Source organism: Paraneptunicella aestuarii (genome assembly GCF_019900845.1).
In the GTDB taxonomy this organism is placed as follows: Bacteria; Pseudomonadota; Gammaproteobacteria; order Enterobacterales; family Alteromonadaceae; genus Paraneptunicella; species Paraneptunicella aestuarii.
This window is the reverse complement of the sequence record NZ_CP074570.1, coordinates 1,660,767-1,685,123: the sequence shown is the minus strand read 5'-3', so window position 1 is coordinate 1,685,123 and position 24,357 is coordinate 1,660,767. Positions and strand designations below refer to the sequence as shown.

The window sequence follows — 24,357 nt, the reverse complement described above, 5'->3', positions numbered from 1 at the left end:
GAAAAATATGCTTTATTAGTAAGCCTCAACCAGCCTTGTTTCAGGCACAGATACACAACAGTTTTTTGAGTAGCCCCAGGATAGGAAGTATCAAATAATGGCTTTTTTTACTGCAAGACAGCCCATTTTAGACATTAACAAGGACGTATACGCATACGAATTATTATTCAGAGACAGTCTGGAAAACGTATTCCCAAACATAGACGATGATGAAGCCACATCCAAAATGCTGGAAGGCTTACACCTCAATCTTGGGCTAGATAGCCTGACACAAAATAAGCTTGCCTTTATCAACTTCACTGAAGACACGTTACTCAATCGTTATCCTCTGATGTTGCCTAACGATCAGGTTGTTGTGGAAGTATTGGAAACAGTGCAACCGGGTAAACGCTTATTAACTGCGGTAAAAGAATTAAAAGCCCATGGCTTCCAAATTGCATTAGATGACTACATTCACGATCCGGCCTGGCGGTATTTCTACCCTTTCACCGATATCATCAAAATTGACTGGATTGCAATGTCAGTGGATGAAATCAAACAGGTTATTCGGGATATTCGAGACTTCCCGCATATCAGGTTACTGGCTGAAAAAGTAGAAACTCACGAAGAATTTGAAATCGCTAAAGAACTGGGATTTGCCTATTTTCAGGGCTTCTTCTTTAGCAAACCGGAAGTCATGCAGAGCCGCTCTCTGGAATCCTCGCATATTGCACTTGCCGAGTTAATGGCTGAAATGGCTTCTCCCGATCCTGACATAAACATGATCACCCGAGCTTTTGAGAGCGATGTTAACCTGTCTTTTAAATTACTGCGCTACGCTCAAAGTTCCTTTTTTAAACGTCGCAATGAAATATCCGATATCAAACAGGCCATTGTATTTCTGGGCCAACAAGAGTTGCGTCGCTTTGTTTCACTACTGTTTACCGCTCAATTTGCCTCGGGTAAACCGGCTGAATTAACCACCATGTCTTTGGTTCGCGCTCGCTTTTGTGAGTCACTGGCTAAACTCCCGGGGCAAAAACCCGCTTTCGCCACAGCATTTCTGGTTGGGCTGCTATCTTTGCTGGATGCTATGCTGGATACCAATCTTGAAGACCTGCTTAACAAGTTGCCCCTGTCAGACAGTATCAAAATTCCACTCATTGAAGGCGAAGGTGAGCTAGCAACCTACCTGCAATTATGTAAAGCCTTTGAGGCTGCTAACTGGGCAAATGCCTGCTTGCTTGCTGACAGAATCAGTGTCGATTTTGACCTCTCCGCAGAGTGTCATTTAGAAGCAGTTAAATGGGCAATAGAAAGAACCGAGTTCACTGAATAAAATACTAATTTTATATAGCCAATAAGCATAATCCTTATTCTATATTTTGTGTTATGGTCATAATCATATAATTCTTTTGCATAAAAGTTATAGATTAGGGCCAAGATGTCTACCAATATTCCCAGTATTACTCATTTAAAACAGTTGGAGTCGGAAAGCATTCACATCTTCCGTGAAGTGGCTGCCGAATTTGAAAACCCGGTTATGTTGTACTCGGTTGGCAAAGACTCCTCGGTATTACTACACATTGCCCGTAAAGCCTTCGCCCCCGGCAAGATCCCCTTCCCTTTATTACATGTGGATACCACATGGAAATTCAGAGAAATGATCGAGTTCCGTGATCGCATGGCTAAACAGCATGGTTTTGAGTTACTTGTTTATACCAACCCGGAAGGCGCTGGTAATAAGATAACGCCGTTCACTCACGGTAGTAGCAAGTACACTGACATCATGAAAACCCAGGCATTAAAGCAGGCATTAGACAAATATCAGTTTGATGCGGCCTTTGGTGGCGCTCGTCGTGACGAGGAAAAATCTCGCGCTAAAGAAAGGGTTTACTCGTTCCGTGATCAACATCACCGCTGGGATCCAAAAAACCAGCGTCCAGAATTATGGAACATCTATAACTCACAGGTTAACAAAGGCGAAAGCATCCGTGTTTTCCCCATGTCAAACTGGACTGAGCTGGATATCTGGCAATATATCTATTCAGAAAATATTGAAATCCCTGGCTTATATCTTTCCAAAGAGCGTCCCGTTGTGGAACGCGACGGCATCAAAATTATGATTGATGACGACCGTATGCCATTGTTGCCTGGCGAAGAGCCGAAGATGGAATCGGTTCGCTTTAGAACGCTAGGCTGCTACCCACTAACAGGGGCTGTAGAATCTACCGCCAGTACCTTACCTGAAGTTATTCAGGAAATGTTGTTAACCAAAACCTCTGAGCGTCAAGGTCGTGTTATCGACCACGATGCATCAGGCTCCATGGAGAAAAAGAAAATGGAGGGTTACTTCTAATGGAAAACAAAAACATCGTTTGGCATCAACATAAAGTTGATAAACAAGTTCGTTCTGAAGCAATGCAGCAACGTCCATTAGTGATCTGGTTTACCGGTTTAAGCGGTTCTGGCAAGTCAACACTGGCTAATTTGCTTGAGCAAAAGCTGGTTGAGCGCAGCCACTACACCTATTTGCTGGATGGCGACAATATTCGCCACGGCTTATGCGGCGATTTAGGTTTTAGCAGCAAAGATCGCGTTGAAAATATCCGCCGTATCAGCGAAGTCGCGAAGCTCTTCGTCGATGCAGGTATGATTGTGCTTACTGCGTTTATTTCGCCGTTTAGAGCCGACCGTGATTACTGTCGTAACTTATTACAAGCAGGCGAATTTGTAGAAATCTTTGTTGATACCCCATTGGAAGAATGTGAAAAACGCGATCCCAAAGGCTTGTATCAAAAAGCGCGTCAAGGCGATATCAAAGACTTCACTGGTATCGACTCACCTTATGAGCAACCAGAGAATCCGGAAATTCACTTAAAGTATGACGGTTCTTCAGCTGAACAGGCTGTGGAACAGCTGTATACCCAACTTGTTGCGAAGGGGTATATCAAGTAATGACGTTTTCATCTGAACTACTGGAACAAGTAGCACAGACCGCCAAACAAGCGGGTCAGGCTATTATGGAGATCTACAACAAAGATTTCTCCGTTTATGAAAAGTCTGACAGTAGTCCGTTAACTGATGCTGATCTAGCAGCGCATGAAGTGATTGTTGCAGGGCTGAAAAGCTATTCTGACCTGCCAATCCTGTCAGAAGAGTCTGCGGATATCACTTGGGAAGAACGACAAAACTGGCAACAGTTCTGGCTTGTCGACCCACTGGACGGAACCAAAGAATTCATTAAGAAAAACGGTGAGTTCACCGTGAATATCGCCTTGATTGATAAAGGTCAGCCTGTGATGGGTGTGGTTTACGCGCCTGTTCTGGATACCTTGTATATCGCCAGTGCGGAAGGGGCTTATAAAGTCACATCCGAAGGCAAACAAGCGATCAAGGCCGTGGTACGTAGCGACAATGAAGTATGTAAAGTGGTTGGAAGTCGCTCGCACCAAAGTCCCGACATTGCAGCGTTTTTGGCCAATATTCCCGGCGAAACAGAAATGCTGTCGATGGGCAGTTCGTTGAAGTTATGTCTGGTAGCGGAAGGGCAAGCACATTTGTATCCAAGACTTGGCCCCACATCAGAATGGGATACCGCAGCGGCACACGCCATTGTGCGAGCAGCCGGCGGTAAAGTCACCATTTTGAATAAAGGCTCCGATGCCGAATCGTCTTATGTCGATTCCGGCGAGCCACTGCTTTACAACCAGAAAGAATCCATTTTAAACCCTTATTTTTTAGTGAGCGCGTAATCCATGCATAGTGAGAACCAATTATTGCAGGACGATGTTCTGGCCTACCTGGCACAACACGAAAAGAAAGATCTCCTGAGATTTTTAACCTGTGGTAGTGTTGATGACGGAAAAAGTACACTCATCGGCAGACTATTACACGACTCCAAAATGATCTATGAAGATCAAATGGCTGCCGTTGTTAAAGACAGCAAAAAGATGGGGACAACGGGTGAACAGGTCGACCTGGCCTTACTGGTTGATGGTCTGCAATCCGAGCGTGAACAAGGTATCACCATCGACGTTGCTTACCGCTACTTTTCGACTGACAAGCGTAAGTTCATCATCGCTGATACTCCAGGGCATGAGCAATACACCCGCAACATGGTAACAGGCGCTTCAACCTGTGATTTAGCCATCATGATGGTTGACGCCCGTGAAGGCGTGAAAACTCAAACTCGTCGCCATTCATTTCTGGTTTCCTTATTGGGTATCAAACACGTTATTGTTGCCGTCAACAAAATGGACTTGATGGATTATCGTCAAGACGTTTTTGAGCGCATCCGCTCTGATTATCTGGAATTCTCCAAACAATTGGATTTTGACGACATTCGCTTTGTGCCTATGTCAGCATTAGTCGGCGACAACGTTGTGAATCGCGGCGAAAGCCTGAGCTGGTACGAAGGCGATACGTTGATGCACTTGCTGGAAACCATCGAAGTCAATCGCGAGAAAAGCGACGGTGAGTTCCGCTTCCCGGTTCAATACGTAAACCGCCCTCACCTGAACTTCCGAGGCTTCTGCGGTAACGTAGTGTCTGGTGAAATTAAAGTCGGCGATGACGTTAAGGTATTACCTTCTGGTAAAACCTCACGAGTGAAAGAGATTGTGACTTTCGATGGTGACTTGCAGTACGCTTATGCACCACAAGCCATCACGCTAACGCTTGAAGACGAAATTGATATTTCTCGTGGCGATACCATTGTTAAAGCTGATGCGACACCATTCGTTGGTAACGAATTTTTGGCAACCATTGTGTGGATGTCGGAAGAACCCATGTTGCCAAACAAGCAATATGGTATTAAGTTTGCGACCAAACAGACAACCGGTAGTATCAGTAGCATTGAATATCAGATTGATGTGAATACACTGGAACACTGCGAAGCGGTACGTTTGAATTTGAACGAAATCGCATTGACGAAAGTCAAACTAACCCAACGTGTAGCGTGCGATCCATATCGTAAAAACCGTAGCACTGGTGCCTTTATTATCATCGACAGAATGACTAACGGCACAGTGGGCGCGGGCATGATCGTGGATCAATGCACTTCAGAAGTGAAAACCACTGAGTTCTCAGAATTCGAATTAGAACTGAACGCATTGGTAAGAAAGCACTTCCCACATTGGCAAAGTCTGGATATTAGCAAACTCTAATAACGCCAATTCTAATAAAAATGAGTCGCCATGGGATTTGATGCGCTTTTTACATTGTTCGTGTTTGTCGGCACTATCGGTTTACTAATATTTTCGAATAAAAACACTGCGTTCATCTTCTCGATGGCGACACTATCGCTGCTATTAACCAATCAGCTGACTCTTAGTGATGTCTTTCACAACCTGGCAAACCCGGGGCTGGTAACACTGGTTCTTTTATTAATCATTAGTGTCGCCATTGATAAAACCGGGTTTATCAAATCTATTGGCCGAACATTAATCAGCAGCGACTATCGGCGCAGTTTAGGCAAGCTATTGGGCGTCTCCTTTTTTAGCTCTGCCCTACTCAACAATACTGCCATCGTTGCCAGCCTGGCAGGGCCAGTAAAACAGAATCAGCATCACCCTGCTTCCCGATTACTGCTACCCCTGTCTTACGCAGCGATTTTAGGCGGCACCGTCACACTTATTGGTACATCCACCAACCTGATTGTCGATAGCTTTCTGGTGGAGCATGGACACCCCGGATTCGCGTTCTGGGACTTTACCTTATACGGTCTCAGCGCTGGCCTTGTGTGCTGCTTATTGCTTTTTGTTACCTCCGGTTTTCTACCCAAAATCGAAGTCTCCGAAGACCAATACAAGCACTACATCATCGAAGCCAAAGTAGGCTGGGGTTCATCGCTTATCGGTAAAACCGTCGAAGAAAACCATTTGCGTAACCTGCCAGAATTGTTTCTGGTGGAAATCGTGCGAGACAACAAACTGATCACCCCGGTTGCTCCAGATATTATTCTGGAAAGAGACGATAAACTGATCTTCTCCGGCAATATTCAGCGCGTAGATACTCTCAGCCATATCGACGGTTTAACTTTGTTCGCCGACAGTAACGGCCTGCTGCGCGAAAACCTGACCGAAGTAATTGTGTCCAACCGTGCCATGTTAATTGGTAAGACGCTTAAACAAGTGGGTTTCCGAGCGCTTTTCGATGCTGCTGTAGTCGCCATTCGTCGCGATGGTGAAAACCTGTCAGGAAAGCTGGGAGAGCTGAAACTCAAAGCCGGTGACTTCTTATTGTTAGCCACAGGCCCAGATTTCCAGAATCGTCACAACTTAAAGAACAACTTCTTTATGGTGTCGGAAGTCAGCATCGCCAAAAAACTCACATTCAAACAGGAATGGCTCACCATTGGCGGCTTTTTGTTGGCAGTGCTAATCGCCGCTCTACAATGGCTTAGCCTGCCGATTGCACTGCTATGTTTGCTATCGCTGCTGGTGTTTTACGGGGTCATTAGTGGTACAGAAATAAAACGCAGCATGCCTATCAACCTGATATCCATCATAGTAGGCGCCATGAGCCTGGCCATGGCGCTGGAAAAATCAGGTATGCTTGAGAAAATCACCACCCTATTGGCGCCTATTATTCAAAGTGGTAGCCCGTTTATGGCTTTGGTGACTGTTTACCTAGCGACATTATTACTGACCGAAATGGTCACCAACAACGCCGCAGCCGCCTTAATGTTCCCCTTTGCCTATGGCGTATCTGAATCCTTGGGCGTGTCGATTATGCCCTTCGCTCTGGCTGTTGCCTTTGCCGCCAGCGCCAGCTTTATCTCACCCTACGGCTACCAAACCAACCTACTGGTATTCAGCGCCGGAAACTACCGCTTTAAAGACTTTATTAAGGCAGGCGTGCCTATTTCGATCCTCTACTCAACCACAGTGTTGTTGTTGCTCAAGTGGAAGTTTGGGCTTTAGGGACTGCTTTTAGTGGTTTGTTTAAGTTTTGGTTTAAGCGTTTGGCTTAAGCGTTTGATTTAGCTTTGGTCATCCATATCGCCAAGCTTTTCCTGAGCCACCAGCAAAAGCTCAACTTAGCCTTGATGTAACCCTTTTGCTGTAAGGAATTGCATGATGATCTCTTTTCTAAAGCCGACTATTTTCACATCGTCAATTAAGATAATGGGTACAGGACCTGCGCCTAGCTCCTGATAAATGGACTGATATTGGCTATTCTTTTCAACATCATAGTCTTGGTATTCCACATTCAGACTTTCAAACAAGCGTCGTGTTTTGGCACAGTATTTACACCAGGCAGTACCCAACACAATCACCTTGGAATTATTTACCGCGTGATATTCAGCAAAATCACCAATGGTATATTCTGAAGCAGCCGTCATCCATTGGTATCCCTTAGAGGCTCCAATGCCAATAGCCAGTCCAACAATCAAATATAATCCGTAACTCAACACGGTTTTTAACATGTCAACATCTCTTGTTATTAACGAACACAAAAGGGGCTGAATTTAGCCCCTTACATTATTTACTTTATCATGTGCTTACGCTTTTTTGCGCGGGTGATTACTCAAGACACCATAAATTGTACTCAACACAAGCCTTTTGATTACCGGCTTCACAAGCGGGTTTTAATTGAAGTTCACATTGTTCTGGGCTTGGGCGAGCAAATGCATTAGTAGCGACACCGATAGACATTCCAATACCCATTACCAACACTGCCAATTTTTTCATTTTCATCATCTTTATTCCTTAACAGTAAATTGTTACTTAAACCTATTATTTAAACAAAAAACGTGTGGCTCGGTTTTCCTTGTCTTACTTTGCACTAAACAACTGTTTCCGCGATAAACAAGCGTGCTTGGCAAAAGCTCCTTGAAAAGTCCTTCCTTTGAAAATCGCATCCATTGAAAAACAACCTGACCACGTCATTCAAGCTACCGATTGAAAATGAGAATAGACACTAAAAGTTTCTAAAAGCCGCAAGATACGGGACTTATAGAAAATTTTAAAAGTGCAGGATCATGATTCTGGAACAAACAAAATCTGAGCTCCAGCTCTGTACCGACGAGCCCATGCAAGCTCTCACAGAATGAGAAAAAGCTCAATTTTTAAGCATAAAAAAGCGCTCAATTGAGCGCTCTTTAAATTTATTTTAAGAAGAACAAGCTAAAAAGCTTAGCCTCGACGCCATGTTGTCCCTTGAGGCCCATCTTCCAAGACGATATTCATCGCTTGTAATTTGTCACGAGCATCGTCTGCTGCCGCCCAATCTTTCGCTTGGCGCGCATCGTTACGTTGCTTGATTAGCGCCTCAATTTCAGCCACATCATCGCCGCCGCTTGAACCACCTTGCAAATACGCAGCAGGATCCAACTGCAACAGTCCAATAATGCCGCCGAGTTTTTTCAGCACACCTGCCAATTTAGACTTCTCAGAAGCGTCAGTTTCTTTATTCACAGCTCGGGCTAAATCAAACATCACAGAGAAAGCTTCTGGCGTATTGAAATCGTCATCCATCGCTTCTTCAAAGCGGGCTAAATAACCACCGTGAGCTAAATCAACAGATTCATCCGCTTCAACATCACGCAATGCGGTGTAGAAACGCTCCATCGCGGCTTTCGCCTGTTTCAGGTTATCTTCTGAATAGTTCAATTGACTACGGTAATGCGCCGACATCAAGAAATAACGCAACGTTTCTGGGTCGTAGTCTTGCAATACATCACGCAATGTGAAGAAGTTACCCAAAGACTTGGACATTTTCTCCTGATTCACTTGCACCATGCCGGAGTGAACCCAATAGTTCACGTAAGGGGTGTCGAATGCACAGCATGATTGCGCGATTTCATTTTCATGGTGAGGGAAAATCAGGTCAGAACCGCCACCGTGAATGTCGAAATGCTCACCCAAATGTTTGTGGTTCATGGCAGAACATTCAATGTGCCAGCCCGGACGACCATCGCCCCACGGAGAAGGCCAGCTAGGCTCACCGGGTTTTGCCGTTTTCCACAATACAAAATCCAGTGGTGCTTTTTTATTCTCATCAACATCAACACGCGCACCGGCATTCAATTGTTCTAAATCTTGCTTGCCCAAACGACCATAGTCTTTATAGGAGTTCACTTCGAACAACACGTCGCCATTATTCGCTTGATAAGCGTAGCCTTTATCAACCAAACGCTGAATTACATTGATGATTTCATCCATATGAGTGGTGACGCGAGGTTCAATGTCGGCATCCAACAAATTAATGGCCTTGAAGTCTTCATGCATCATGGAGATAGTGCGCTCGGTTAATTGATCAACCGTTTCGTTATTTTCAATAGCGCGCTTGATGATCTTGTCGTCAACGTCGGTGATATTACGCACATAAGTTACGTCGTAACCTTTATGGCGCAGGTATCGAACCATTAAATCGAAGCTTAAATAGGTACGGGCATGCCCCATGTGACTGAGATCGTAAACAGTAATCCCGCATACATACATACCCACTTTTCCGGGGACTAGGGGTTTAAATTCCTGCTTTTCCTGAGTGAGAGTATTATAAATCTGTAACATCTACGATCCTGATTATTTTGTTGTGAACATGCTCGCAACTGGAACCCTGTTCGGATTTTGATGAAAGTCAGCGGCAAATTATACGTCAGTAAAAATATGAATGGTCCATTTCACTGATATTTAATTTTACGTTGCTTAATGTTTCCCCTCGTGCATTTGATTTAAATAGCACTCATAGGGTTAACAAATCGGGTAAAAATATTATCACCCATTGATGACGACTCTCAAGCTTTTTACCCAAAGCAACAGCAAAATATCATCGATACTTTTTATAGTGCATGAGTTCCGCTAGAATGCGCAGACTTTTAGAAAAACACACAGGTATAGCAATGGTCACTCTACACACCAACTTTGGTAAAATTACATTAGCGTTGAACGCTGAGAAAGCCCCCAAAACAGTTGAAAACTTCCTGTCTTATGTACGCGATGGATTCTATGACAACACTATTTTCCACCGCGTTATTAATGGATTTATGATCCAGGGTGGCGGTATGGAACCGGGTATGGTGCAAAAAGCAACAAACGACCCAATTGAAAACGAAGCCAACAACGGCCTGGAAAACAAAATGGGCACCATTGCAATGGCGCGTACCAATGATCCACATTCTGCAACCGCGCAATTCTTCATTAACGTGAACAACAACGACTTCCTGAACTTCCGTAGCGAATCAATGGATGGTTGGGGTTATTGTGTATTTGGTGAAGTCACTGACGGTATGGACGTGGTTGAAAAAATCAAAGCTGTTGCGACGGGTTCGCATGGATTCCACCAAGACGTTCCTGTCGAAGACGTGGTTATCGAAAAAGCTGAAATCACCGAATAATGGTGTGCTGGGAGCATCTCATGATGCTCCTTAATTTCTCTTCCTGAATCACTCGCATGCCAGTTACCTACTTTATTGCCGATTTACACTTAAGCCCGGAACATCCGGAAATCACAACTTGCCTAAAGCATTTTCTAACGACTCAAGCTGTTGATGCTGACGCGTTATATGTATTAGGTGATTTATTCGAAGCCTGGATTGGCGACGATGACATCAACCCCTTTACTCAGGAAGTCACTCAGGCATTCAGGCAGTTATCTGAACGGGGCGTGGCTATTTATTTTATTCATGGCAATCGGGACTTCCTGATCCGCAAGGCTTTCACAAAACGTGCAGGCATGACGCTGCTACCGGAATCAGATGTGATTGACTTATACGGCGAAGCCACCTTGATTATGCATGGTGATGAACTTTGTACCAAGGACGAAGCCTATCAACGATTTCGCCGTAAAGCGCGCAGTTGGTGGTGGCCGAGATTAATTCTCATGCTTCCCCTTTCAGTACGACGCAAAATAGCAGCTCGCGGACGCAAGATCAGCCAGCAAAACCAGTCCACTCTTTCGCTCGATATAATGGACGTTACACCAGAGGAAGTCGTCAGGGTAATGCAAGACAATGGCGTGAAAAGGCTGATTCATGGCCACACTCACAGGCCAGCAATTCACGATTTGGAAATCAACTCTGAACCGGCACAGCGCATCGTGCTAGGTGATTGGTATACACAGGGCAGCATGCTAAAAGTGACCCCAACCGAGATCACTTTGGAAACAATGCAATTTGAAGTTTAAATATAAGATTCGATATTGTTCATTTTGTTTCGGGTACGGGAAACAAAATAATTCACGATCCCCTTGAGAGTAACCAGCCCAACGACTCTTCCCTTGTCATTCATCACTGGCAATGCTGAGATATTGTTATCCAGCATGATTTCGCCAGCACTGATAATAGCGCTTTCAATTGCAATACAAATGGGTTTCGCTGTCATTATCTGATTCGCGGTTTTATTTAACACCTTAAGCTCAACATTAGAGGCAATATCCGAAAAAGTATTCGGATGAATTGCTCTAAGCACATCGCGATCAGAAATAATTCCCAGCAAAACGCCGTTTTCTTGAATCAATACATGTGACACATTTCGAGTCTCAAAAAGCGATGCAACATAGCGTAGAGAATCCAACGGCTCCACCACTTTAAACTCTTTATTCATGACTCGATCCAGGGCCATAAACTTCACTCCTTACAGCACATTTTCATATTTGAGCCATAATATAAAAAGTATACCAGTTTGCAATTAAGTCCAGCTTCCAACCCTAAATATTTTGCCGTTCAGGGGTAAATATTTGTAGAAAAATGTAATTCTGGTATGACCAATGGCAATAAGTCACAAAATATCCTTATTATTGTCATATAGAAATATAAATTGTCATATTTATGCAATATTTAAATTCGACGCAATTCACTGTTTTTATTATTTAAAACAAAAATACGTTTAACAATTCGACATTCCCCCGCCGAATAACTTATCCGCACCTTAATATTAACGTCACGCATTCGTCTTACTGGTCTTTTTTACGCAATATTTTCGTCTTAATTACTTAAATACTCTGTCACACAATCCCCCTATCCTCGCCATCGTTTAACTGAGATGGACTCAGTCGAAGCAACAACAAACACACTTACTTATAGGAACATCCACTATGAACAAGACCTGGATAGCCAAGACTGGCGCGATGGCGCTTGCTGTATCCGTGACAGCACAAGCGCAGGTAGTACCGGCAGTACAATCATCCAGCGCCTGGTACACCAGTGCTCAATCAAGTATCAATAGCAAATTACAACAAGTGCCAAATACAAAGGCTAAAAATGTAATTTTGTTCGTTGGTGATGGTATGGGTATTTCAACCTTAACCGCAGCGCGCATTTTAAAGGGCCAACAACAAGGTAATTCTGGTGAAGAAGGTTTACTGAGCTTTGAAAACTTCCCGTTTTCAGCGCAAGTAAAAACCTACAACGTCGATGCTCAAACTCCTGACTCAGCGGGCACAATGACTGCCATGATGACAGGAATTAAAACCGACGCTGGCGTTATCGGCGTTGACGAAGACATTGTTCGCGGTGATTGTTCTACCGTTGCAGGCAACGAATTGGTAACAGCATTAGAACTGGCTGAAATTCGTGGTCTATCGACAGGTATCATCTCAACAGCACGTATCACTCACGCTACACCAGCATCAACCTATGCAAAATCGGCTGACCGTAACTGGGAAGACGTTTCTGACATGCCAGAAGCGGCAGTAACTGCAGGATGTAAAGATATCGCTGATCAATTGGTTAACTTCGAAAAGAACCTTGAAACTCGTTTTCCTGGTGTTGATGTAAATGGTATGGAAGTGGTTATGGGCGGTGGTCGTCGTCACTTCTTACCTAAAGACGCAACGTTCAATAGCCCTGATGCAGTAAGCAGCGTAGAAGGGGATCGTACTGATGGTCGTGACTTAACCGCAGAATGGCAAGCAGCCTACCCTAACGGTGTTTACGTTTATGATCAGGCAGGATTCGACACCATCAATGCAGCAACAACAGAGCGTGTATTTGGTTTGTTCAACGAATCACACATGCAATATGAAGCTGACCGCGCCAATGATATTGCTGGTGAACCTTCTCTAGCCGAAATGACCAGCAAAGCCATCGACGTGCTTGATAACAACGAACAAGGCTTCTTCCTGATGGTTGAATCGGGTCGTATCGACCACGGTCATCACGCAGGTAGTGCTTACAATGCATTAACTGACACCATTGAGTTTGCAGATGCCGTTCAAGCAGCGGTTAGCGCAACTAATCCTGAAGAAACCCTGATTATTGTTACCGCTGACCACAGTCACGTATTTACTATCGCTGGATACCCTAAGCGTGGCAACCCCATTCTGGGCAAAGTGGTTCCTGTTGGTTCAGACCAGCCTAGCATGGCTAAAGACAACATGCCGTACACCACGTTAGGTTACACCAATGGCCTGGGCTTCCGCGATTTGGGTAATGAGACAGATGGTGATGCATCGTATAACGAAGCAGCTGTTGCAGGTCGTCAAGACATCAGCAACGTAGACACCACAACATCAGGTTATCATCAGGAGGCAACCATTCCTCTAGGTTCTGAAACTCACGCAGGTGAAGACATTTCTCTACACGCAATGGGCCCAGGCTCGCAATACGCACAAGGCGTTATTGAACAAAGCGTGGTATTCCACCTAATCGACCAAGCCCTTGGCCTAATCGACTAAGCCCGAAGTAACAGAACATATTGAGACGGAATAAGATTATGAAACAATTTATTTATACAGCAATTGCGGCGTCTGTCCTGAGCTTGACCGGGTGTATGAGCGACGGTGATGACGGTGCAAATGGCGCTGATGGCGCACAAGGTTCAGCAGGCATTAACAGCCTGGTAGCACAAACCAGCTTGTCGGTAGGCAGTGAGCACTGCGCTAATGGCGGCGTTCAGATTGATTCAGGACTTGATGCCAATCGCAACAATGTGTTGGATGCAGATGAAATCAGTGCAACAGAATATGTGTGTACTCCAGCAGCAACAGAATTGAGCTCAGCACAATTACAAAGCAGCACCAACAACCCTTGGTTCGTGTCTGGTCGTGCAGAAATCACAGAAGCAAAAGCGCAGTGGAATGCGGTTACTGTGGGTAATGTAGACGCAGCAAAAGGCGAAACGACTTCCAGCTTGCAAATCGCACAAGTAAACGCAAGCCAACTGGCGGACATGCGTGGCAAAGCCAAGAACGTCATCCTGTTTGTCGGTGACGGCATGGGTATCTCTACCGTAACGGCTGCCCGTATTATGGACGGCCAAGACAAAGGCATGATGGGCGAAGAGAATGTATTAAGCTTCGGCGATTTCCCATTCTCTGGCTTTTCTAAAACCTACAACGTTGACGCTCAAACCCCTGATTCAGCAGGAACTATGTCGGCTATGATGTCGGGCGTAAAAACCGATGCAGGTATCATTGGTATTGCCGAAGCGGTTGAACGCGGAAACTGCGCCTCTTCTCAAGGTCAAGAGTTGGTAACAGCGCTGGAATTGGCGGAAATTGCAGGTAAAGCCACCGGTATTATCTCAACAGCTCGTATTACACACGCAACACCAGCAGCAACATACGCAAAATCGGCTGACCGTAACTGGGAAGACGTATCTGACATGCCGGCTTCTCAAGTTGCTGCAGGTTGTAAAGATATCGCTGACCAATTGGTGAACTTCGAGAGCAACCTTGAAGCGCGTTACAGCGGTTTAGATGTTGATGGTATCGAAGTTGTCATGGGCGGCGGACGTCGTCACTTCTTACCTAAAGATCCTGCATTCAACAGCCCTGATGCAGTCAGCAGCACCGAAGGTGATCGTACCGACGGACGCGACCTGACAGCAGAATGGAAAGCCGCTTATCCGAATGGTAACTACGTTTACGACCAAACCGGTTTTGATGCTATCAACGCTGCAACTGCCGAGCGCGTATTTGGTTTGTTCAACGAATCTCATATGCAATACGAAGCTGACCGTGCTAATGACATCGCAGGCGAGCCATCGTTGACGGAAATGACTTCAAAAGCCATCGACATCTTGAAAAAAGACGAAGACGGCTTCTTCCTGATGGTTGAATCGGGTCGTATTGACCACGGTCATCACGCTGGTAGCGCATACAATGCATTAACTGACGCAGTAGAGTTTGCCAAAGCCGTTCAAGCTGCTGCAAGCAAAACCAGCGCAGAAGATACCTTGATTATCGTTACTGCTGACCACAGCCACGTATTTACTATCGCTGGTTATCCTAAGCGTGGTAACCCAATTCTGGGTAAAGTAGTACCTATCGGTTCCGATGAGCCAAGCATGGCTGCCGATAACATGCCTTACACTACTTTGGGTTACACCAACGGTTTAGGTTTCAAGGATCTGGGCAACGAAACAGATGCAGAAGCTTCTTACAACTACAGTGCTGTAACGGGTCGTGTTGATTTGAGCAATGTCGACACCACCGCTTCTGGTTATCACCAAGAGGCTTTAGTACCACTAGGTTCTGAAACTCACGCGGGTGAAGATGTGGGTATTTACGCCAAAGGCCCAGGTGCAAACCTGGTGACTGGTACCAACGAGCAAAGCGTTATCTTCCACGTTATGGACTACGCTGCTGATCTGGTCAACAAGGCAAATGCTGCTCTTAACTAAAATTCAAACGGATAATTTTCGTTGAATTAATCGATGAAAATCCGGGATTTCTATTGAAATCCCGGATTGTTGTATTTAATAGAAGCTCTATATAAGCCTCAAATAGAAGTATCAACCGCAATGAAAAATCTCACAGCTCAACTCTTGATTAACTTGGTAAGCCTGCTTTGTTTAAACTTTCTTTTCTTAGGTAGCAAAGCCTTTGCAAATCAAAACGTTTGTAACAATACCCCAAATCAACTCGCGGCAAATTACACCATTGAGACCCTATCTCGGTCAGGTCAATCTGAACAGCACAGACACCAAACGCTTGTACTTTGGCGTAAAAACAATCTGGTTGGTCATCAATTCCCGGAAAAAGACATCACTGAACTTTGGGAGCATCAAAAAGATCAACGTATCAAGCTATACAGAGAATTCGATGCTCATCAACGCGGGATTGAATACACCTCTGAAGAAATCAAATCTGAAAAGATAAATTGGGATAATAAATATCAGTTGCTGCCCAATTCCGTATTCAAACAACTGAGTAAAATCAAAACCGAAAAAGAATCTTGCTGGACTGTGGAATACTACAGCAGCGCTCCCCAGAATAAAGTTGTCACCAAATTACAGTGGATCCCGGAACTTAAGCTGATCAAGTCACTGGAACTAAGCGGGGAATCAGGCACTAAAACCTGGACATTAAATAAGGTAGATCTGGATGCAAAAACCATTAATACCGCTTTTGCAGCCTGGGATAAATATCAGCTAACCGATTATGCCGATGTGGGCGATAACGAAAGCGATCCTTTCCTGATGAAAATGATTAACCTTGGTTTCATTGAACATGGTGCATCAGGATTCTACAACGATAAAGGCGAGCAACTGGGTGGTGGACATCATCACTAAAAATCAGAGTAATGCGCTTATTTTTAGATATCGCTATTTGTCGCCTATAAACTCCACAGCCATAGAAATGTGGCTGTGCTTCTCCCCCTATTCCAACATCCCCCATTCTTCACAATTTCGGCACAAATATCCGTAATTTCCCCCGGATAACTTAGGATATTTCCGATAATAATCTTCTTGCCAATAGGTAACGATATTGTCAACATTCCAAATTACTTACCATTTAGGTTAATTAAAAGCCGTAATATTGGCATCATTGACGTTCGTAAATAGGCGATCGTCATTGTCGTATTAGTCTGTTCAATATAAGGAGAGTGACATGTCACTTATCGAGGAAAACTTCGCTACAGCCACCAAACTCGACGAGAATGCCGCTGTTAGAATTCAATCTACCATCCGTTTGCTTGAAGAGAATACCGACACCCGTATAAAGCTGAAAAACCCAGTGGAAGGTGGTAACACAGTTGATTTTGAGTTGGTAAATGGCGAGATGTCCCATGTGGATCAAGCCTGTGATTACAACGGTGTCAACCGCAACGATCACACACTTACCGCTTAAATCTGTCTTTCAATTTTAACCACGTCAGGGAAATAACATGGAAACGATCAAGAACTGGGCTCTTGTTATTCTAATTATCATCGTCGCCGTTGGCGGTTATCAGTATTCTAAAGCCTGGAATGATGCCAAAGAGAAAATTGCCGCAGCAGAAAAACAACAAGCGGACATGCAAGCAGAAAAAGCCCAACTGGAAGATAAGGTTGCCTCGCTGACAGCCAAGCAAGATGAGTTAGACAAGAAAATTGCTTCACAACAAACGCAAATTGGCCAATACGAATCAGAAATTGCCGACATCAAGGAAAAGCTAATCGCAGCGAATAAGCTAACCATCGCAGAAGTAGACGAACAAAGCATTGCCGACAACTTTAAGAAAACCTATGGATTGGAAGATGTAAAAGGCATTCGACTTGTGAAAATTCCCCCCGCCGAAGGTGGATTCAAAATCCCTTCGCTTGTCCTTCCTATTGATTACATAAAGCTTGCTGTAACCGCCAAAAACAGTCAACGCGCCTGTGAACAACAAGCTGAACTGCAAGATAAGATCATTGGATTGAATCAGGAAATCAACCAGCTCACCAACGAAAAACTGGTACTGGAACAACAAAAAACCCAAGCCTATTCCGAAGGTTACGAAAAAGCCTTTGCCATGTACCTGGAAGTGAACAAGCTCTACATCGACTTGTTAAAAGCTCCACCGAAAGTTGATTTAGCGCCTAATTGGCTACAAATCGCCGGAGGATTTCTGACAGGCGGGCTGCTCTGCGCATTGTAGAAGCGCAATGTAAATCAAGCTAATAGATAATCTGGAACCCCATAATTGTGATGATTATGGGGTTTTGTTTTTATACAGTTAAAGAAACTTTTCCCAAACGATCATTTTGCTATCTTCCCCCTTTACCAATGATTTTAACTATTCATTAGAAACGAAAACTTTCAAATCATTGACACTTACACAAGCGTGTGTATATTTAATGCAAAAGGGGTATGGATACAATGACGTCAAAGGAACTTATCGGATTGCTTAAATCTCAGGGATGTGTATTTGTAAGGCATGGAAAAGGAGACCATCAAATCTGGTATTCACCTGTTACCGGAATAAAATTCACGGTTCCTCATCCCAAAAGAAACCTGCCAAGAGGCACAATTCACAGTATCAAACGCGCTTCTGGTATCAATGTGGGATGATAAAAAAATGAGGAATATAAATAGCATGTTGTTCATGGTTGGAATTGAAAAACCATCAAGCCCGGATGAAGCTTTTGGCATTGTTGTTCCTGTATTTGAAAAACTAGGCTACGCCTGTATCTCTGCTTCTGATACTGAGCAAGATGTGTTGCAACAAGCCAAGTATTGTATTTTAGAGTTACTACAAGAAGTAATTTCTGATGGTCACCTGATATCATCTCTGGAAACTGGATTTACATCTTATTCAGAGGAATATCCTGATTATGACTTGTGGGTTGGTCTGGATATTGATGTTGAATCACTTAAGCCCAAGCAAAAACGCATTAATATCAACATGTATGAGCCATTGTTAAAGCGTGTTGATGACTTTGTGCAAAGCCATCAAAACTACAAAGACCGCTCTGATTTTCTAGCAAAAGCTGCGGTAAATGAAATGGCACAGCATCAATAGTCAGCCAATGGCGTTCCTTGATGGAAACGCACTTGCCATTGCTCGGCTTTTCCTTGGTCAATAGCGTCTGCCCGTTGCCACAAAGAAGAGCGATAAGCTATGTTGATTAACTCTTCCTCACGGCTGTCCTGAGCTCGGTTCAGCACCTTCTCTGCTGACTTATAGGTCACCTGTACTAAAGATGGTGATAACAGAGCAAATGCAAAGTTCTTACTAACCAATGTGACGTCTTTTTCCGATTCAGACTCATCAACATCGTCAAGAAGCAATGCCATTATCGCCACACGATTGTAGCGGTTTCCTGAACGCCCAATTTCCTGAAACTCGGGATGCAGCAAAGCTTCCAGTTTTATCGGATTTGAACGCACATCGGGTTGATGTAAGGAAACTTCAAGCTGTTGAATATGTTTAAAAAGCGTTTTTTCGTCCATGTATATTCCCTCTACCTAAGAAGCGATTACTTACATCACGATAAATCGGTAAAACCTAGACAGGCACTCCGCTATGAAACTTAAAATCATCGTCAGGGGTGCGAATCAACTCAGCTTCTACTTCGCCAAAGAAACGGATGCGTTCTGAAATATCTTCTCCAGCAATTTCTGTCGCCAAGGTCAAATAATCCTGATAATGGCGGGCTTCTGATCTCAGCAATGAAACGTAAAAGTCACCTAGTCGCTTATCAACATGGGGCGCTAAGGCAGCAAAGCGTTCACAGGAACGTGCTTCGATATAAGCTCCACAAATAAGCTTATCGACTAAAGTGTCTGGCTCGTAGGTTTTAACATGGCGCAACAAGCCTTTGGCGTAGCGGCTTGAGGTAATATTTTCGTATTCGATATTGTATTCATCCATGATTTCCAAGACCTGATAAAAGTGATGCAATTCTTCTTTGATTAACAACACCATCTTATCAATGAGATCCTGACCATAAGGCGTACCCGATTTAGGCAGCATAGCTTTAGTCAAATTGTTGTGTTTCACCAGCGTTCGCCAATCCCCTTCTTTGCGGTAGGTAAAATCTTCAAAAGGTTTTAGCCAGGCTAATAGAGCATCGCCACTGTCTTTGTTCACTGCATATTTACGGATCAGGTACATTGCAGACTGAGCTGCTTTTAACTCACACACCAAGTGATCAATCAATATAACAGGCAGCCTTTCAGGTTTTATGGCTTCCTGAATCCATGCTTCTGGCGTTACACAATGCAAAAATTGATTAATGGGTTCGAGTAGCTCTCTATACATGAAAATGAATGCCAGTGTATGAAAATGTTTATAGGCGCGCAGTTTACGAGATCCCGCACAGTAAACCAAGGTTGGCGATTTAAACCAGGATATGCTACCTTTAAAAAGGTAATCATATTAACCACAAATAAATTGTGATAACTCAATTTATTGACAGATATGAATATCATTTGTTATTAAGTTGTTATAGTATTGTTAAAAATCACCAAGTAAGGGTAATTATGATTCTCAACCACCTGTGGGGCATTTACGCTCATCCAAAAGAAGAGTGGCAAGTCATTGAACAGCGCCACGAAAGTGTTAGTTTTAGTCTTTCTCATATTCTGATCGTCGCATTAATTCCTGCCATTATGGGTTATTACTCAGCAGTGCATTTAGGCTGGAGCATTGGTGTGGGTGATCGCGTTATGCTTTCCTCTGCAGATGGCATCATGATGGCTACAGCCATATACATGGGTCTGGTAGGCGGTGTATTCGGCCTTGCCTATATGATCCACTGGATGTCAAAAACCTTCGACTCTGAACCTACTTATACTCAGGCTTTAGAAATTGCATCCTACACCGCCACACCGTTATTTATGGTAGGGTTTGCAGCATTTTATCCTGAGCTATGGTTCATTATTACCGTCGGTTTGGTAGGGCTCAGCTACTCCGTTTACCTGCTATATACTGGCGTACCCATTGTAATGAATATTCCTGAAGACAAGGGATTCATCTACGCAAGTTCAGTGGTTACCGTTGGGCTTATCTTCCTGGTAGTGCTAATGACGGGTTCTATTGTTTTGTGGGGCTGGGCATTTAGTCCGGTTTGATTCTACAAACATGTAAAGATCAACCAATTGTCAGGTGCTGTCACTTCGGTGCAGCACCTGCATCTTAAAAACACTTTCCTCGAAATTCTTCTAAACCAGCTCTCTTTAAAAAATCTTAACGAAGATAGTCTAACAGAGTGTCTAATCCTGAAAATCGAATAGAGGTTTGAGCTTGTTCTCTCACAACAGGTTTAGCTTTATAGGCAACTCCTAGCCCTGCTGTTGCCATCATCACCAAATCGTTAGCACCATCTCCCATCGCAACCGTTTGATGCATAGGAATGCCATATTGTTGTGCCAGAGACTCTACAGTTTGAGCTTTAACCTTGGCGTCAACGATATCACCTCTCACTTTGCCGGTAAGTTTGCCGTCTTGAATATCCAGCGTATTGGAGACCGCAGCCTCTAATCCCAAACGCTCTTTTAAGTAATCTGCAAAATAGGTAAATCCACCAGAAGCGATAGCAACCTTCCAGCCACACTCCTGCAATCGACCTACAAGCACTTCAATACCCGGCATTAACGGCAAAGCATTACGTACTGTCTGCAAAATACTTTCGTCAGCATTTTCCAGGCAAGCCACTCGCTGAGTTAAGCTTTGTGCGAAATCCAGCTTCCCTTGCATTGCCAGTTCAGTCACTTCTGAGACTTCTTTGCCCACACCGGCCAGTATGGCTATCTCGTCTATGCATTCGATCTTGATGACCGTGCTATCCATATCCATGACCAGCAAACCCGGTTCATTCAGCTTGGGTGCATTCTGGCAAAGAACCAATTCAACCTGATGTGCCAGAGAAGCCTGTTCAATTAGCGCACTTAATCCATTGGATTCAGTAACCTCAACCTCACATTTTGCAACCAGTCGAGCATGCTCAGGCAGGCTGGCTCGACTCTCGCTCACATGCCACAGACCAGTAATCACTTGTGCAGACAAAGCCTGAGCAACATTATCCAGCTTCTCTAAATTCAATGCGTCGGCAATCACAATTAATTGCCAACCTTCGCTTGCTTTAAAATTAGAAAGTGCTTCATAACTGTCACTGTTTTCAGACAACGCTTGCTGCGAAACCAAGCCATTTTCAACAATGGTGAAACCACCCGCATCAGTCATTAGTTTTCTTAAAAATGCTGACGAATAGCGTTGTGTTTGAGTCAGAGGAGATAAGTACAATTTACTACCGGATTGAAGTTAACTTGAAATTGGTCTTGGATTGTAGCGAAATTCATCGCAAATAAAAGCACCAGCTTGTTCTAACTAATAAGAATTATCTTTTCCTCATAGAGAGGTATATTCACACAATTGCACTTTGCACTCTCTACACATAACCACCTACAATAGAAGGCACTGAATAAACATTGTCTTTATCAGGTAATTACCTTAATCTGAACCCGAAGTGGAGATCATGAAATCAAAATTTAACTTGATGAAAATAAAGGAAATGTTAATGCAATACACACATAACACCTCCGGTTCCAAGCTTGGAACTGATGCTTATTTACGTTAAAAAAACGCTATACACATTCCCGATGAAGATTACTTCAACCCCTCACATTTTACTGGATCTCCCCAGTCGCTATTCGATCTATAAGCGAATAGCTCTGCTGATTTTGGCAATCCTGCTATCACTGGTTTGTATTTATGTGTGGTACACCACTTACTCTCAGCTCAATAATTACAGTAACAAACAAGCGAATGAGCTTGGCCGGGGGTTGGTTAACCAATACCAAGTCATTTTGAGTGATTATTTACTGAAGAAGAACCATAGCAAAATGCAGTTGATTATTGATGCTATCGTCAATGACCAGCATGTATTAGCGGCCACTATTTTCGATGCTGAAGGCCGTGAAGTTATTAGTAATCCAGCAGATAAACACTTTCTTCGTTTGTATGCGAACCATGTAGAACTGGTGCCCCTCACCTTTGTCAGTGAAATCACGAGCGAAGGACAAAAGCTTGGTTATTTACGTTTGATTCTGGATGGCAGCTTGGCAAATGGCAGCATTGAACAGCTCAACAATGCTTATCTGCAACGCGCTTTAGTCATGATGTTGTTAGCTCTATTGGTTGGCATCATCCTTACTCGTAGCTTCTATTTATGGCGCATGAAATCCATAAAGATGAAAAAGCCCAGAATGCTCTAGAGACTCATCGCCTCTCTATATGAATTAGAGCAACTAGCAATGACCGTTTCAGCACTCTCTCCCTTCAATTCAGCCAAACTCATTACTATCTCAGGTAAATACTCTGGCGAGTTACGCTCTCCCTGACGCCCATAAATGGGCATATCTGGTGCATCGGTTTCCAACACCAAATATTCCAAAGAGATATGCTTTATAGTTTCACGCGTCTTTCTGGCTCTGGGATACGTGATCGTCCCCCCGACACCTAACTTAAACCCAAGCTCAATATATTGCTCTGCTATCTGTAAGCTACCCGAGAAAGCATGAATGATACCGCCAAGGTCAAATCCGGACTGTTTCAGTATCCGAATCAGTTCATTATGACTCTTACGATGATGCAGGATAACTGGCAGTTGGAATCGCTTAGCAATATTTAATTGCGCCTGAAACACCCTTTCCTGAATATCTTTAGAGACTTTCTCACTTAAAGACCCACGTAAAGAGAAATCCAGCCCGATCTCACCCACAGCCACTAGCTTATCTCGGTGCATGACTATCGTCTTTTCAAGCACTTTCAGATCATGTTCATAATGTTCCGACAAGAAATATGGGTGTAATCCCAAGGCAATATCAATTTGAGGGTAAATACTCTGATTAGAATACTGTTGTTGTATTTCCAGAAGCTTATAGAAATGGGCAACTTGCGTACCGGGAATGAAGATCCGTTCGACATCTTGCTCTTTACAGCGTTTTAAGAGCGGTTCCCTGTCGCTATCAAAGCAATCAAAGTCAAGGTGACAATGGCTATCGATCATGCGCACGCTCGCCCTATATATTAATAGATAAGCATGGCTGTTAGGGCATTAAACGCTCTATTTCCCAAGAGCTATCTGCCTGCTTACTATAAACGAAACGGTCATGCAGCCTGTGCTCACCACCTTGCCAAAACTCAATCTCGTGGGGCATAACTCGATAGCCGCCCCAAAAGCTGGGAATAGGTACTTCACCTGACTTAAATTTCTGTTTTACTTCTTCAAACTTGGTCATCAACATTTGTCGCGTCGAAATAGGACGACTTTGCTCTGACGCCCACGCAGCTAGCTGGCTTTCTTTGGGACGAGACAAGAAATACTTGGTAATTTCCATGGTACTCAAAGGCTCTGCTTCTCCGCAGACCTTTACCTGACGTTCAAGGAAATGCCACGGAAAATGCAGAGAAATACGATTATTCCCTTTTAATTCCAACGCCTTACGGCTCTGCAAATTGGTATAAAAAACGAAACCACCCTGCGAGACATCTTTTAACAACACAATACGTTGCGACGGCTGGCCTTCGGCATCGACTGTCGCAACAGTCATTGCGGTAGGATCTGGCAACTTGGCATCCACAGCATCTTTCAGCCACAGCTGAAACTGCTCCATGGGATCATCATTCAAATCTTCCCGATCCAACTTACCACTCACATATTCACGACGAATATCAGCAATAGATTGCGTAGTCATTTTTCAGCCTCTGTTGATTAATGAGTTCAATCGATTCAAGTT

Annotated in this window: 26 protein-coding genes; 17 read left to right on the top strand and 9 right to left on the bottom strand. The window is 43.9% G+C overall.

Going from position 1 to position 24,357, the window contains the following annotated elements; all coding sequences use genetic code 11:
* Positions 1-97 precede the first annotated feature (97 nt).
* From KIH87_RS07020 to KIH87_RS06995, 6 genes are all read left to right on the top strand, one after another.
* Positions 98-1,318: an EAL and HDOD domain-containing protein gene (locus KIH87_RS07020; RefSeq protein WP_232360823.1), complete on the top strand. Its 1,221-nt coding sequence runs from the start codon at positions 98-100 to the stop codon at positions 1,316-1,318.
* Between the two features lie 105 nt (positions 1,319-1,423).
* Positions 1,424-2,338, top strand: coding sequence for a sulfate adenylyltransferase subunit CysD (gene cysD / locus KIH87_RS07015; RefSeq protein WP_232360822.1), 915 nt, complete (start codon positions 1,424-1,426; stop codon positions 2,336-2,338).
* On the top strand, positions 2,338-2,937 hold the full coding sequence (gene cysC / locus KIH87_RS07010; protein ID WP_232360821.1) for an adenylyl-sulfate kinase: 600 nt from the start codon (positions 2,338-2,340) through the stop codon (positions 2,935-2,937). The genes cysD and cysC overlap by 1 nt, the downstream gene beginning before the upstream one ends.
* Positions 2,937-3,734, top strand: coding sequence for a 3'(2'),5'-bisphosphate nucleotidase CysQ (cysQ, locus tag KIH87_RS07005; protein ID WP_232360820.1), 798 nt, complete (start codon positions 2,937-2,939; stop codon positions 3,732-3,734). Before cysC ends, cysQ begins: the two co-directional genes overlap by 1 nt.
* Before the next feature lie 3 nt (positions 3,735-3,737).
* A complete protein-coding gene (cysN, locus tag KIH87_RS07000) occupies positions 3,738-5,147 on the top strand; it encodes a sulfate adenylyltransferase subunit CysN (RefSeq protein ID WP_232360819.1) in 1,410 nt (469 codons plus the stop codon).
* 30 nt (positions 5,148-5,177) lie between these two features.
* Positions 5,178-6,905: an SLC13 family permease gene (locus KIH87_RS06995; protein ID WP_232360818.1), complete on the top strand. Its 1,728-nt coding sequence runs from the start codon at positions 5,178-5,180 to the stop codon at positions 6,903-6,905.
* Positions 6,906-7,021: 116 nt separating this feature from the next.
* On the opposite strand, the gene KIH87_RS06990 is transcribed toward KIH87_RS06995, so the two are convergent.
* From KIH87_RS06990 to cysS, 3 genes are all read right to left on the bottom strand, one after another.
* Positions 7,022-7,411, bottom strand: a complete 390-nt coding sequence (locus tag KIH87_RS06990) for a glutaredoxin domain-containing protein (protein WP_232360817.1) — start codon at positions 7,409-7,411, stop codon at positions 7,022-7,024.
* Positions 7,412-7,508: 97 nt separating this feature from the next.
* On the bottom strand, positions 7,509-7,685 hold the full coding sequence (locus KIH87_RS06985) for a hypothetical protein (protein ID WP_232360816.1): 177 nt from the start codon (positions 7,683-7,685) through the stop codon (positions 7,509-7,511).
* A gap of 435 nt (positions 7,686-8,120) precedes the next feature.
* Complete coding sequence (gene cysS, locus KIH87_RS06980; RefSeq protein ID WP_232360815.1) at positions 8,121-9,500, bottom strand: cysteine--tRNA ligase; 1,380 nt, start codon at positions 9,498-9,500, stop codon at positions 8,121-8,123.
* A 329-nt stretch (positions 9,501-9,829) separates the two neighbouring features.
* Between cysS and KIH87_RS06975 the strand changes: the two genes are divergently transcribed.
* Together KIH87_RS06975 and lpxH are read left to right on the top strand one after the other, a co-directional pair.
* Complete coding sequence (locus KIH87_RS06975; RefSeq protein ID WP_232361439.1) at positions 9,830-10,324, top strand: peptidylprolyl isomerase; 495 nt, start codon at positions 9,830-9,832, stop codon at positions 10,322-10,324.
* 56 nt (positions 10,325-10,380) lie between these two features.
* A complete protein-coding gene (lpxH, locus tag KIH87_RS06970) occupies positions 10,381-11,112 on the top strand; it encodes a UDP-2,3-diacylglucosamine diphosphatase (RefSeq protein ID WP_232360814.1) in 732 nt (243 codons plus the stop codon).
* On the opposite strand, the gene KIH87_RS06965 is transcribed toward lpxH, so the two are convergent.
* Positions 11,109-11,531 (bottom strand): CBS domain-containing protein, encoded by a 423-nt coding sequence (locus KIH87_RS06965; RefSeq protein ID WP_232360813.1) that lies wholly within the window; start codon positions 11,529-11,531, stop codon positions 11,109-11,111. The genes lpxH and KIH87_RS06965 overlap by 4 nt on opposite strands.
* 490 nt (positions 11,532-12,021) lie before the next feature.
* Here KIH87_RS06965 and KIH87_RS06960 point away from each other — a divergent pair, with 490 nt between their 5' ends.
* From KIH87_RS06960 to KIH87_RS06930, 7 genes are all read left to right on the top strand, one after another.
* Positions 12,022-13,602 (top strand): alkaline phosphatase, encoded by a 1,581-nt coding sequence (locus KIH87_RS06960; RefSeq protein WP_232360812.1) that lies wholly within the window; start codon positions 12,022-12,024, stop codon positions 13,600-13,602.
* Between the two features lie 38 nt (positions 13,603-13,640).
* Positions 13,641-15,551 carry an alkaline phosphatase gene (locus tag KIH87_RS06955; protein WP_232360811.1) on the top strand — a complete coding sequence of 637 codons (1,911 nt, stop codon included), beginning with the start codon at positions 13,641-13,643 and terminating at the stop codon, positions 15,549-15,551.
* Positions 15,552-15,671: 120 nt separating this feature from the next.
* Positions 15,672-16,442, top strand: a complete 771-nt coding sequence (locus KIH87_RS06950; protein WP_232360810.1) for a hypothetical protein — start codon at positions 15,672-15,674, stop codon at positions 16,440-16,442.
* Between the two features lie 319 nt (positions 16,443-16,761).
* On the top strand, positions 16,762-17,001 hold the full coding sequence (locus KIH87_RS06945; protein WP_232360809.1) for a hypothetical protein: 240 nt from the start codon (positions 16,762-16,764) through the stop codon (positions 16,999-17,001).
* Positions 17,002-17,038: 37 nt separating this feature from the next.
* A complete protein-coding gene (locus KIH87_RS06940) occupies positions 17,039-17,773 on the top strand; it encodes a coiled-coil domain-containing protein (protein ID WP_232360808.1) in 735 nt (244 codons plus the stop codon).
* Between the two features lie 212 nt (positions 17,774-17,985).
* Positions 17,986-18,186 carry a type II toxin-antitoxin system HicA family toxin gene (locus KIH87_RS06935; protein WP_332460732.1) on the top strand — a complete coding sequence of 67 codons (201 nt, stop codon included), beginning with the start codon at positions 17,986-17,988 and terminating at the stop codon, positions 18,184-18,186.
* A gap of 7 nt (positions 18,187-18,193) precedes the next feature.
* Complete coding sequence (locus tag KIH87_RS06930; protein ID WP_232360806.1) at positions 18,194-18,637, top strand: type II toxin-antitoxin system HicB family antitoxin; 444 nt, start codon at positions 18,194-18,196, stop codon at positions 18,635-18,637.
* On the opposite strand, the gene KIH87_RS06925 is transcribed toward KIH87_RS06930, so the two are convergent.
* Complete coding sequence (locus tag KIH87_RS06925; RefSeq protein WP_232360805.1) at positions 18,631-19,068, bottom strand: nuclear transport factor 2 family protein; 438 nt, start codon at positions 19,066-19,068, stop codon at positions 18,631-18,633. The genes KIH87_RS06930 and KIH87_RS06925 overlap by 7 nt on opposite strands.
* Positions 19,069-19,123: 55 nt before the next feature.
* Positions 19,124-19,879, bottom strand: coding sequence for a tRNA isopentenyl-2-thiomethyl-A-37 hydroxylase MiaE (miaE, locus tag KIH87_RS06920; RefSeq protein WP_232360804.1), 756 nt, complete (start codon positions 19,877-19,879; stop codon positions 19,124-19,126).
* A gap of 221 nt (positions 19,880-20,100) precedes the next feature.
* Here miaE and KIH87_RS06915 point away from each other — a divergent pair, with 221 nt between their 5' ends.
* Positions 20,101-20,691, top strand: a complete 591-nt coding sequence (locus KIH87_RS06915) for a Yip1 family protein (protein WP_232360803.1) — start codon at positions 20,101-20,103, stop codon at positions 20,689-20,691.
* 115 nt (positions 20,692-20,806) lie between these two features.
* On the opposite strand, the gene serB is transcribed toward KIH87_RS06915, so the two are convergent.
* Positions 20,807-21,802 (bottom strand): phosphoserine phosphatase SerB, encoded by a 996-nt coding sequence (serB, locus tag KIH87_RS06910; RefSeq protein WP_232360802.1) that lies wholly within the window; start codon positions 21,800-21,802, stop codon positions 20,807-20,809.
* 416 nt (positions 21,803-22,218) lie between these two features.
* Between serB and KIH87_RS06905 the strand changes: the two genes are divergently transcribed.
* Positions 22,219-22,833: an AhpA/YtjB family protein gene (locus KIH87_RS06905; protein ID WP_232360801.1), complete on the top strand. Its 615-nt coding sequence runs from the start codon at positions 22,219-22,221 to the stop codon at positions 22,831-22,833.
* Here KIH87_RS06905 and KIH87_RS06900 read toward each other — a convergent pair.
* Together KIH87_RS06900 and pdxH are read right to left on the bottom strand one after the other, a co-directional pair.
* Positions 22,830-23,627 carry a TatD family hydrolase gene (locus KIH87_RS06900; RefSeq protein WP_232360800.1) on the bottom strand — a complete coding sequence of 266 codons (798 nt, stop codon included), beginning with the start codon at positions 23,625-23,627 and terminating at the stop codon, positions 22,830-22,832. The genes KIH87_RS06905 and KIH87_RS06900 overlap by 4 nt on opposite strands.
* A 40-nt stretch (positions 23,628-23,667) precedes the next feature.
* Positions 23,668-24,315, bottom strand: a complete 648-nt coding sequence (pdxH, locus tag KIH87_RS06895) for a pyridoxamine 5'-phosphate oxidase (RefSeq protein WP_232360799.1) — start codon at positions 24,313-24,315, stop codon at positions 23,668-23,670.
* Between the last annotated feature and the right edge of the window lie 42 nt (positions 24,316-24,357).

Coding starts and splice junctions, on each gene's coding strand:
- KIH87_RS07020 (WP_232360823.1), top strand. CDS start 98: ATGGCTTTTTTTACTGCAAGACAGCCCATTTTAGACATTAACAAGGAC.
- cysD (WP_232360822.1), top strand. CDS start 1,424: ATGTCTACCAATATTCCCAGTATTACTCATTTAAAACAGTTGGAGTCG.
- cysC (WP_232360821.1), top strand. CDS start 2,338: ATGGAAAACAAAAACATCGTTTGGCATCAACATAAAGTTGATAAACAA.
- cysQ (WP_232360820.1), top strand. CDS start 2,937: ATGACGTTTTCATCTGAACTACTGGAACAAGTAGCACAGACCGCCAAA.
- cysN (WP_232360819.1), top strand. CDS start 3,738: ATGCATAGTGAGAACCAATTATTGCAGGACGATGTTCTGGCCTACCTG.
- KIH87_RS06995 (WP_232360818.1), top strand. CDS start 5,178: ATGGGATTTGATGCGCTTTTTACATTGTTCGTGTTTGTCGGCACTATC.
- KIH87_RS06990 (WP_232360817.1), bottom strand. CDS start 7,411: ATGTTAAAAACCGTGTTGAGTTACGGATTATATTTGATTGTTGGACTG.
- KIH87_RS06985 (WP_232360816.1), bottom strand. CDS start 7,685: ATGATGAAAATGAAAAAATTGGCAGTGTTGGTAATGGGTATTGGAATG.
- cysS (WP_232360815.1), bottom strand. CDS start 9,500: ATGTTACAGATTTATAATACTCTCACTCAGGAAAAGCAGGAATTTAAA.
- KIH87_RS06975 (WP_232361439.1), top strand. CDS start 9,830: ATGGTCACTCTACACACCAACTTTGGTAAAATTACATTAGCGTTGAAC.
- lpxH (WP_232360814.1), top strand. CDS start 10,381: ATGCCAGTTACCTACTTTATTGCCGATTTACACTTAAGCCCGGAACAT.
- KIH87_RS06965 (WP_232360813.1), bottom strand. CDS start 11,531: ATGAATAAAGAGTTTAAAGTGGTGGAGCCGTTGGATTCTCTACGCTAT.
- KIH87_RS06960 (WP_232360812.1), top strand. CDS start 12,022: ATGAACAAGACCTGGATAGCCAAGACTGGCGCGATGGCGCTTGCTGTA.
- KIH87_RS06955 (WP_232360811.1), top strand. CDS start 13,641: ATGAAACAATTTATTTATACAGCAATTGCGGCGTCTGTCCTGAGCTTG.
- KIH87_RS06950 (WP_232360810.1), top strand. CDS start 15,672: ATGAAAAATCTCACAGCTCAACTCTTGATTAACTTGGTAAGCCTGCTT.
- KIH87_RS06945 (WP_232360809.1), top strand. CDS start 16,762: ATGTCACTTATCGAGGAAAACTTCGCTACAGCCACCAAACTCGACGAG.
- KIH87_RS06940 (WP_232360808.1), top strand. CDS start 17,039: ATGGAAACGATCAAGAACTGGGCTCTTGTTATTCTAATTATCATCGTC.
- KIH87_RS06935 (WP_332460732.1), top strand. CDS start 17,986: ATGGATACAATGACGTCAAAGGAACTTATCGGATTGCTTAAATCTCAG.
- KIH87_RS06930 (WP_232360806.1), top strand. CDS start 18,194: ATGAGGAATATAAATAGCATGTTGTTCATGGTTGGAATTGAAAAACCA.
- KIH87_RS06925 (WP_232360805.1), bottom strand. CDS start 19,068: ATGGACGAAAAAACGCTTTTTAAACATATTCAACAGCTTGAAGTTTCC.
- miaE (WP_232360804.1), bottom strand. CDS start 19,879: ATGTATAGAGAGCTACTCGAACCCATTAATCAATTTTTGCATTGTGTA.
- KIH87_RS06915 (WP_232360803.1), top strand. CDS start 20,101: ATGATTCTCAACCACCTGTGGGGCATTTACGCTCATCCAAAAGAAGAG.
- serB (WP_232360802.1), bottom strand. CDS start 21,802: ATGACTGATGCGGGTGGTTTCACCATTGTTGAAAATGGCTTGGTTTCG.
- KIH87_RS06905 (WP_232360801.1), top strand. CDS start 22,219: ATGAAGATTACTTCAACCCCTCACATTTTACTGGATCTCCCCAGTCGC.
- KIH87_RS06900 (WP_232360800.1), bottom strand. CDS start 23,627: ATGATCGATAGCCATTGTCACCTTGACTTTGATTGCTTTGATAGCGAC.
- pdxH (WP_232360799.1), bottom strand. CDS start 24,315: ATGACTACGCAATCTATTGCTGATATTCGTCGTGAATATGTGAGTGGT.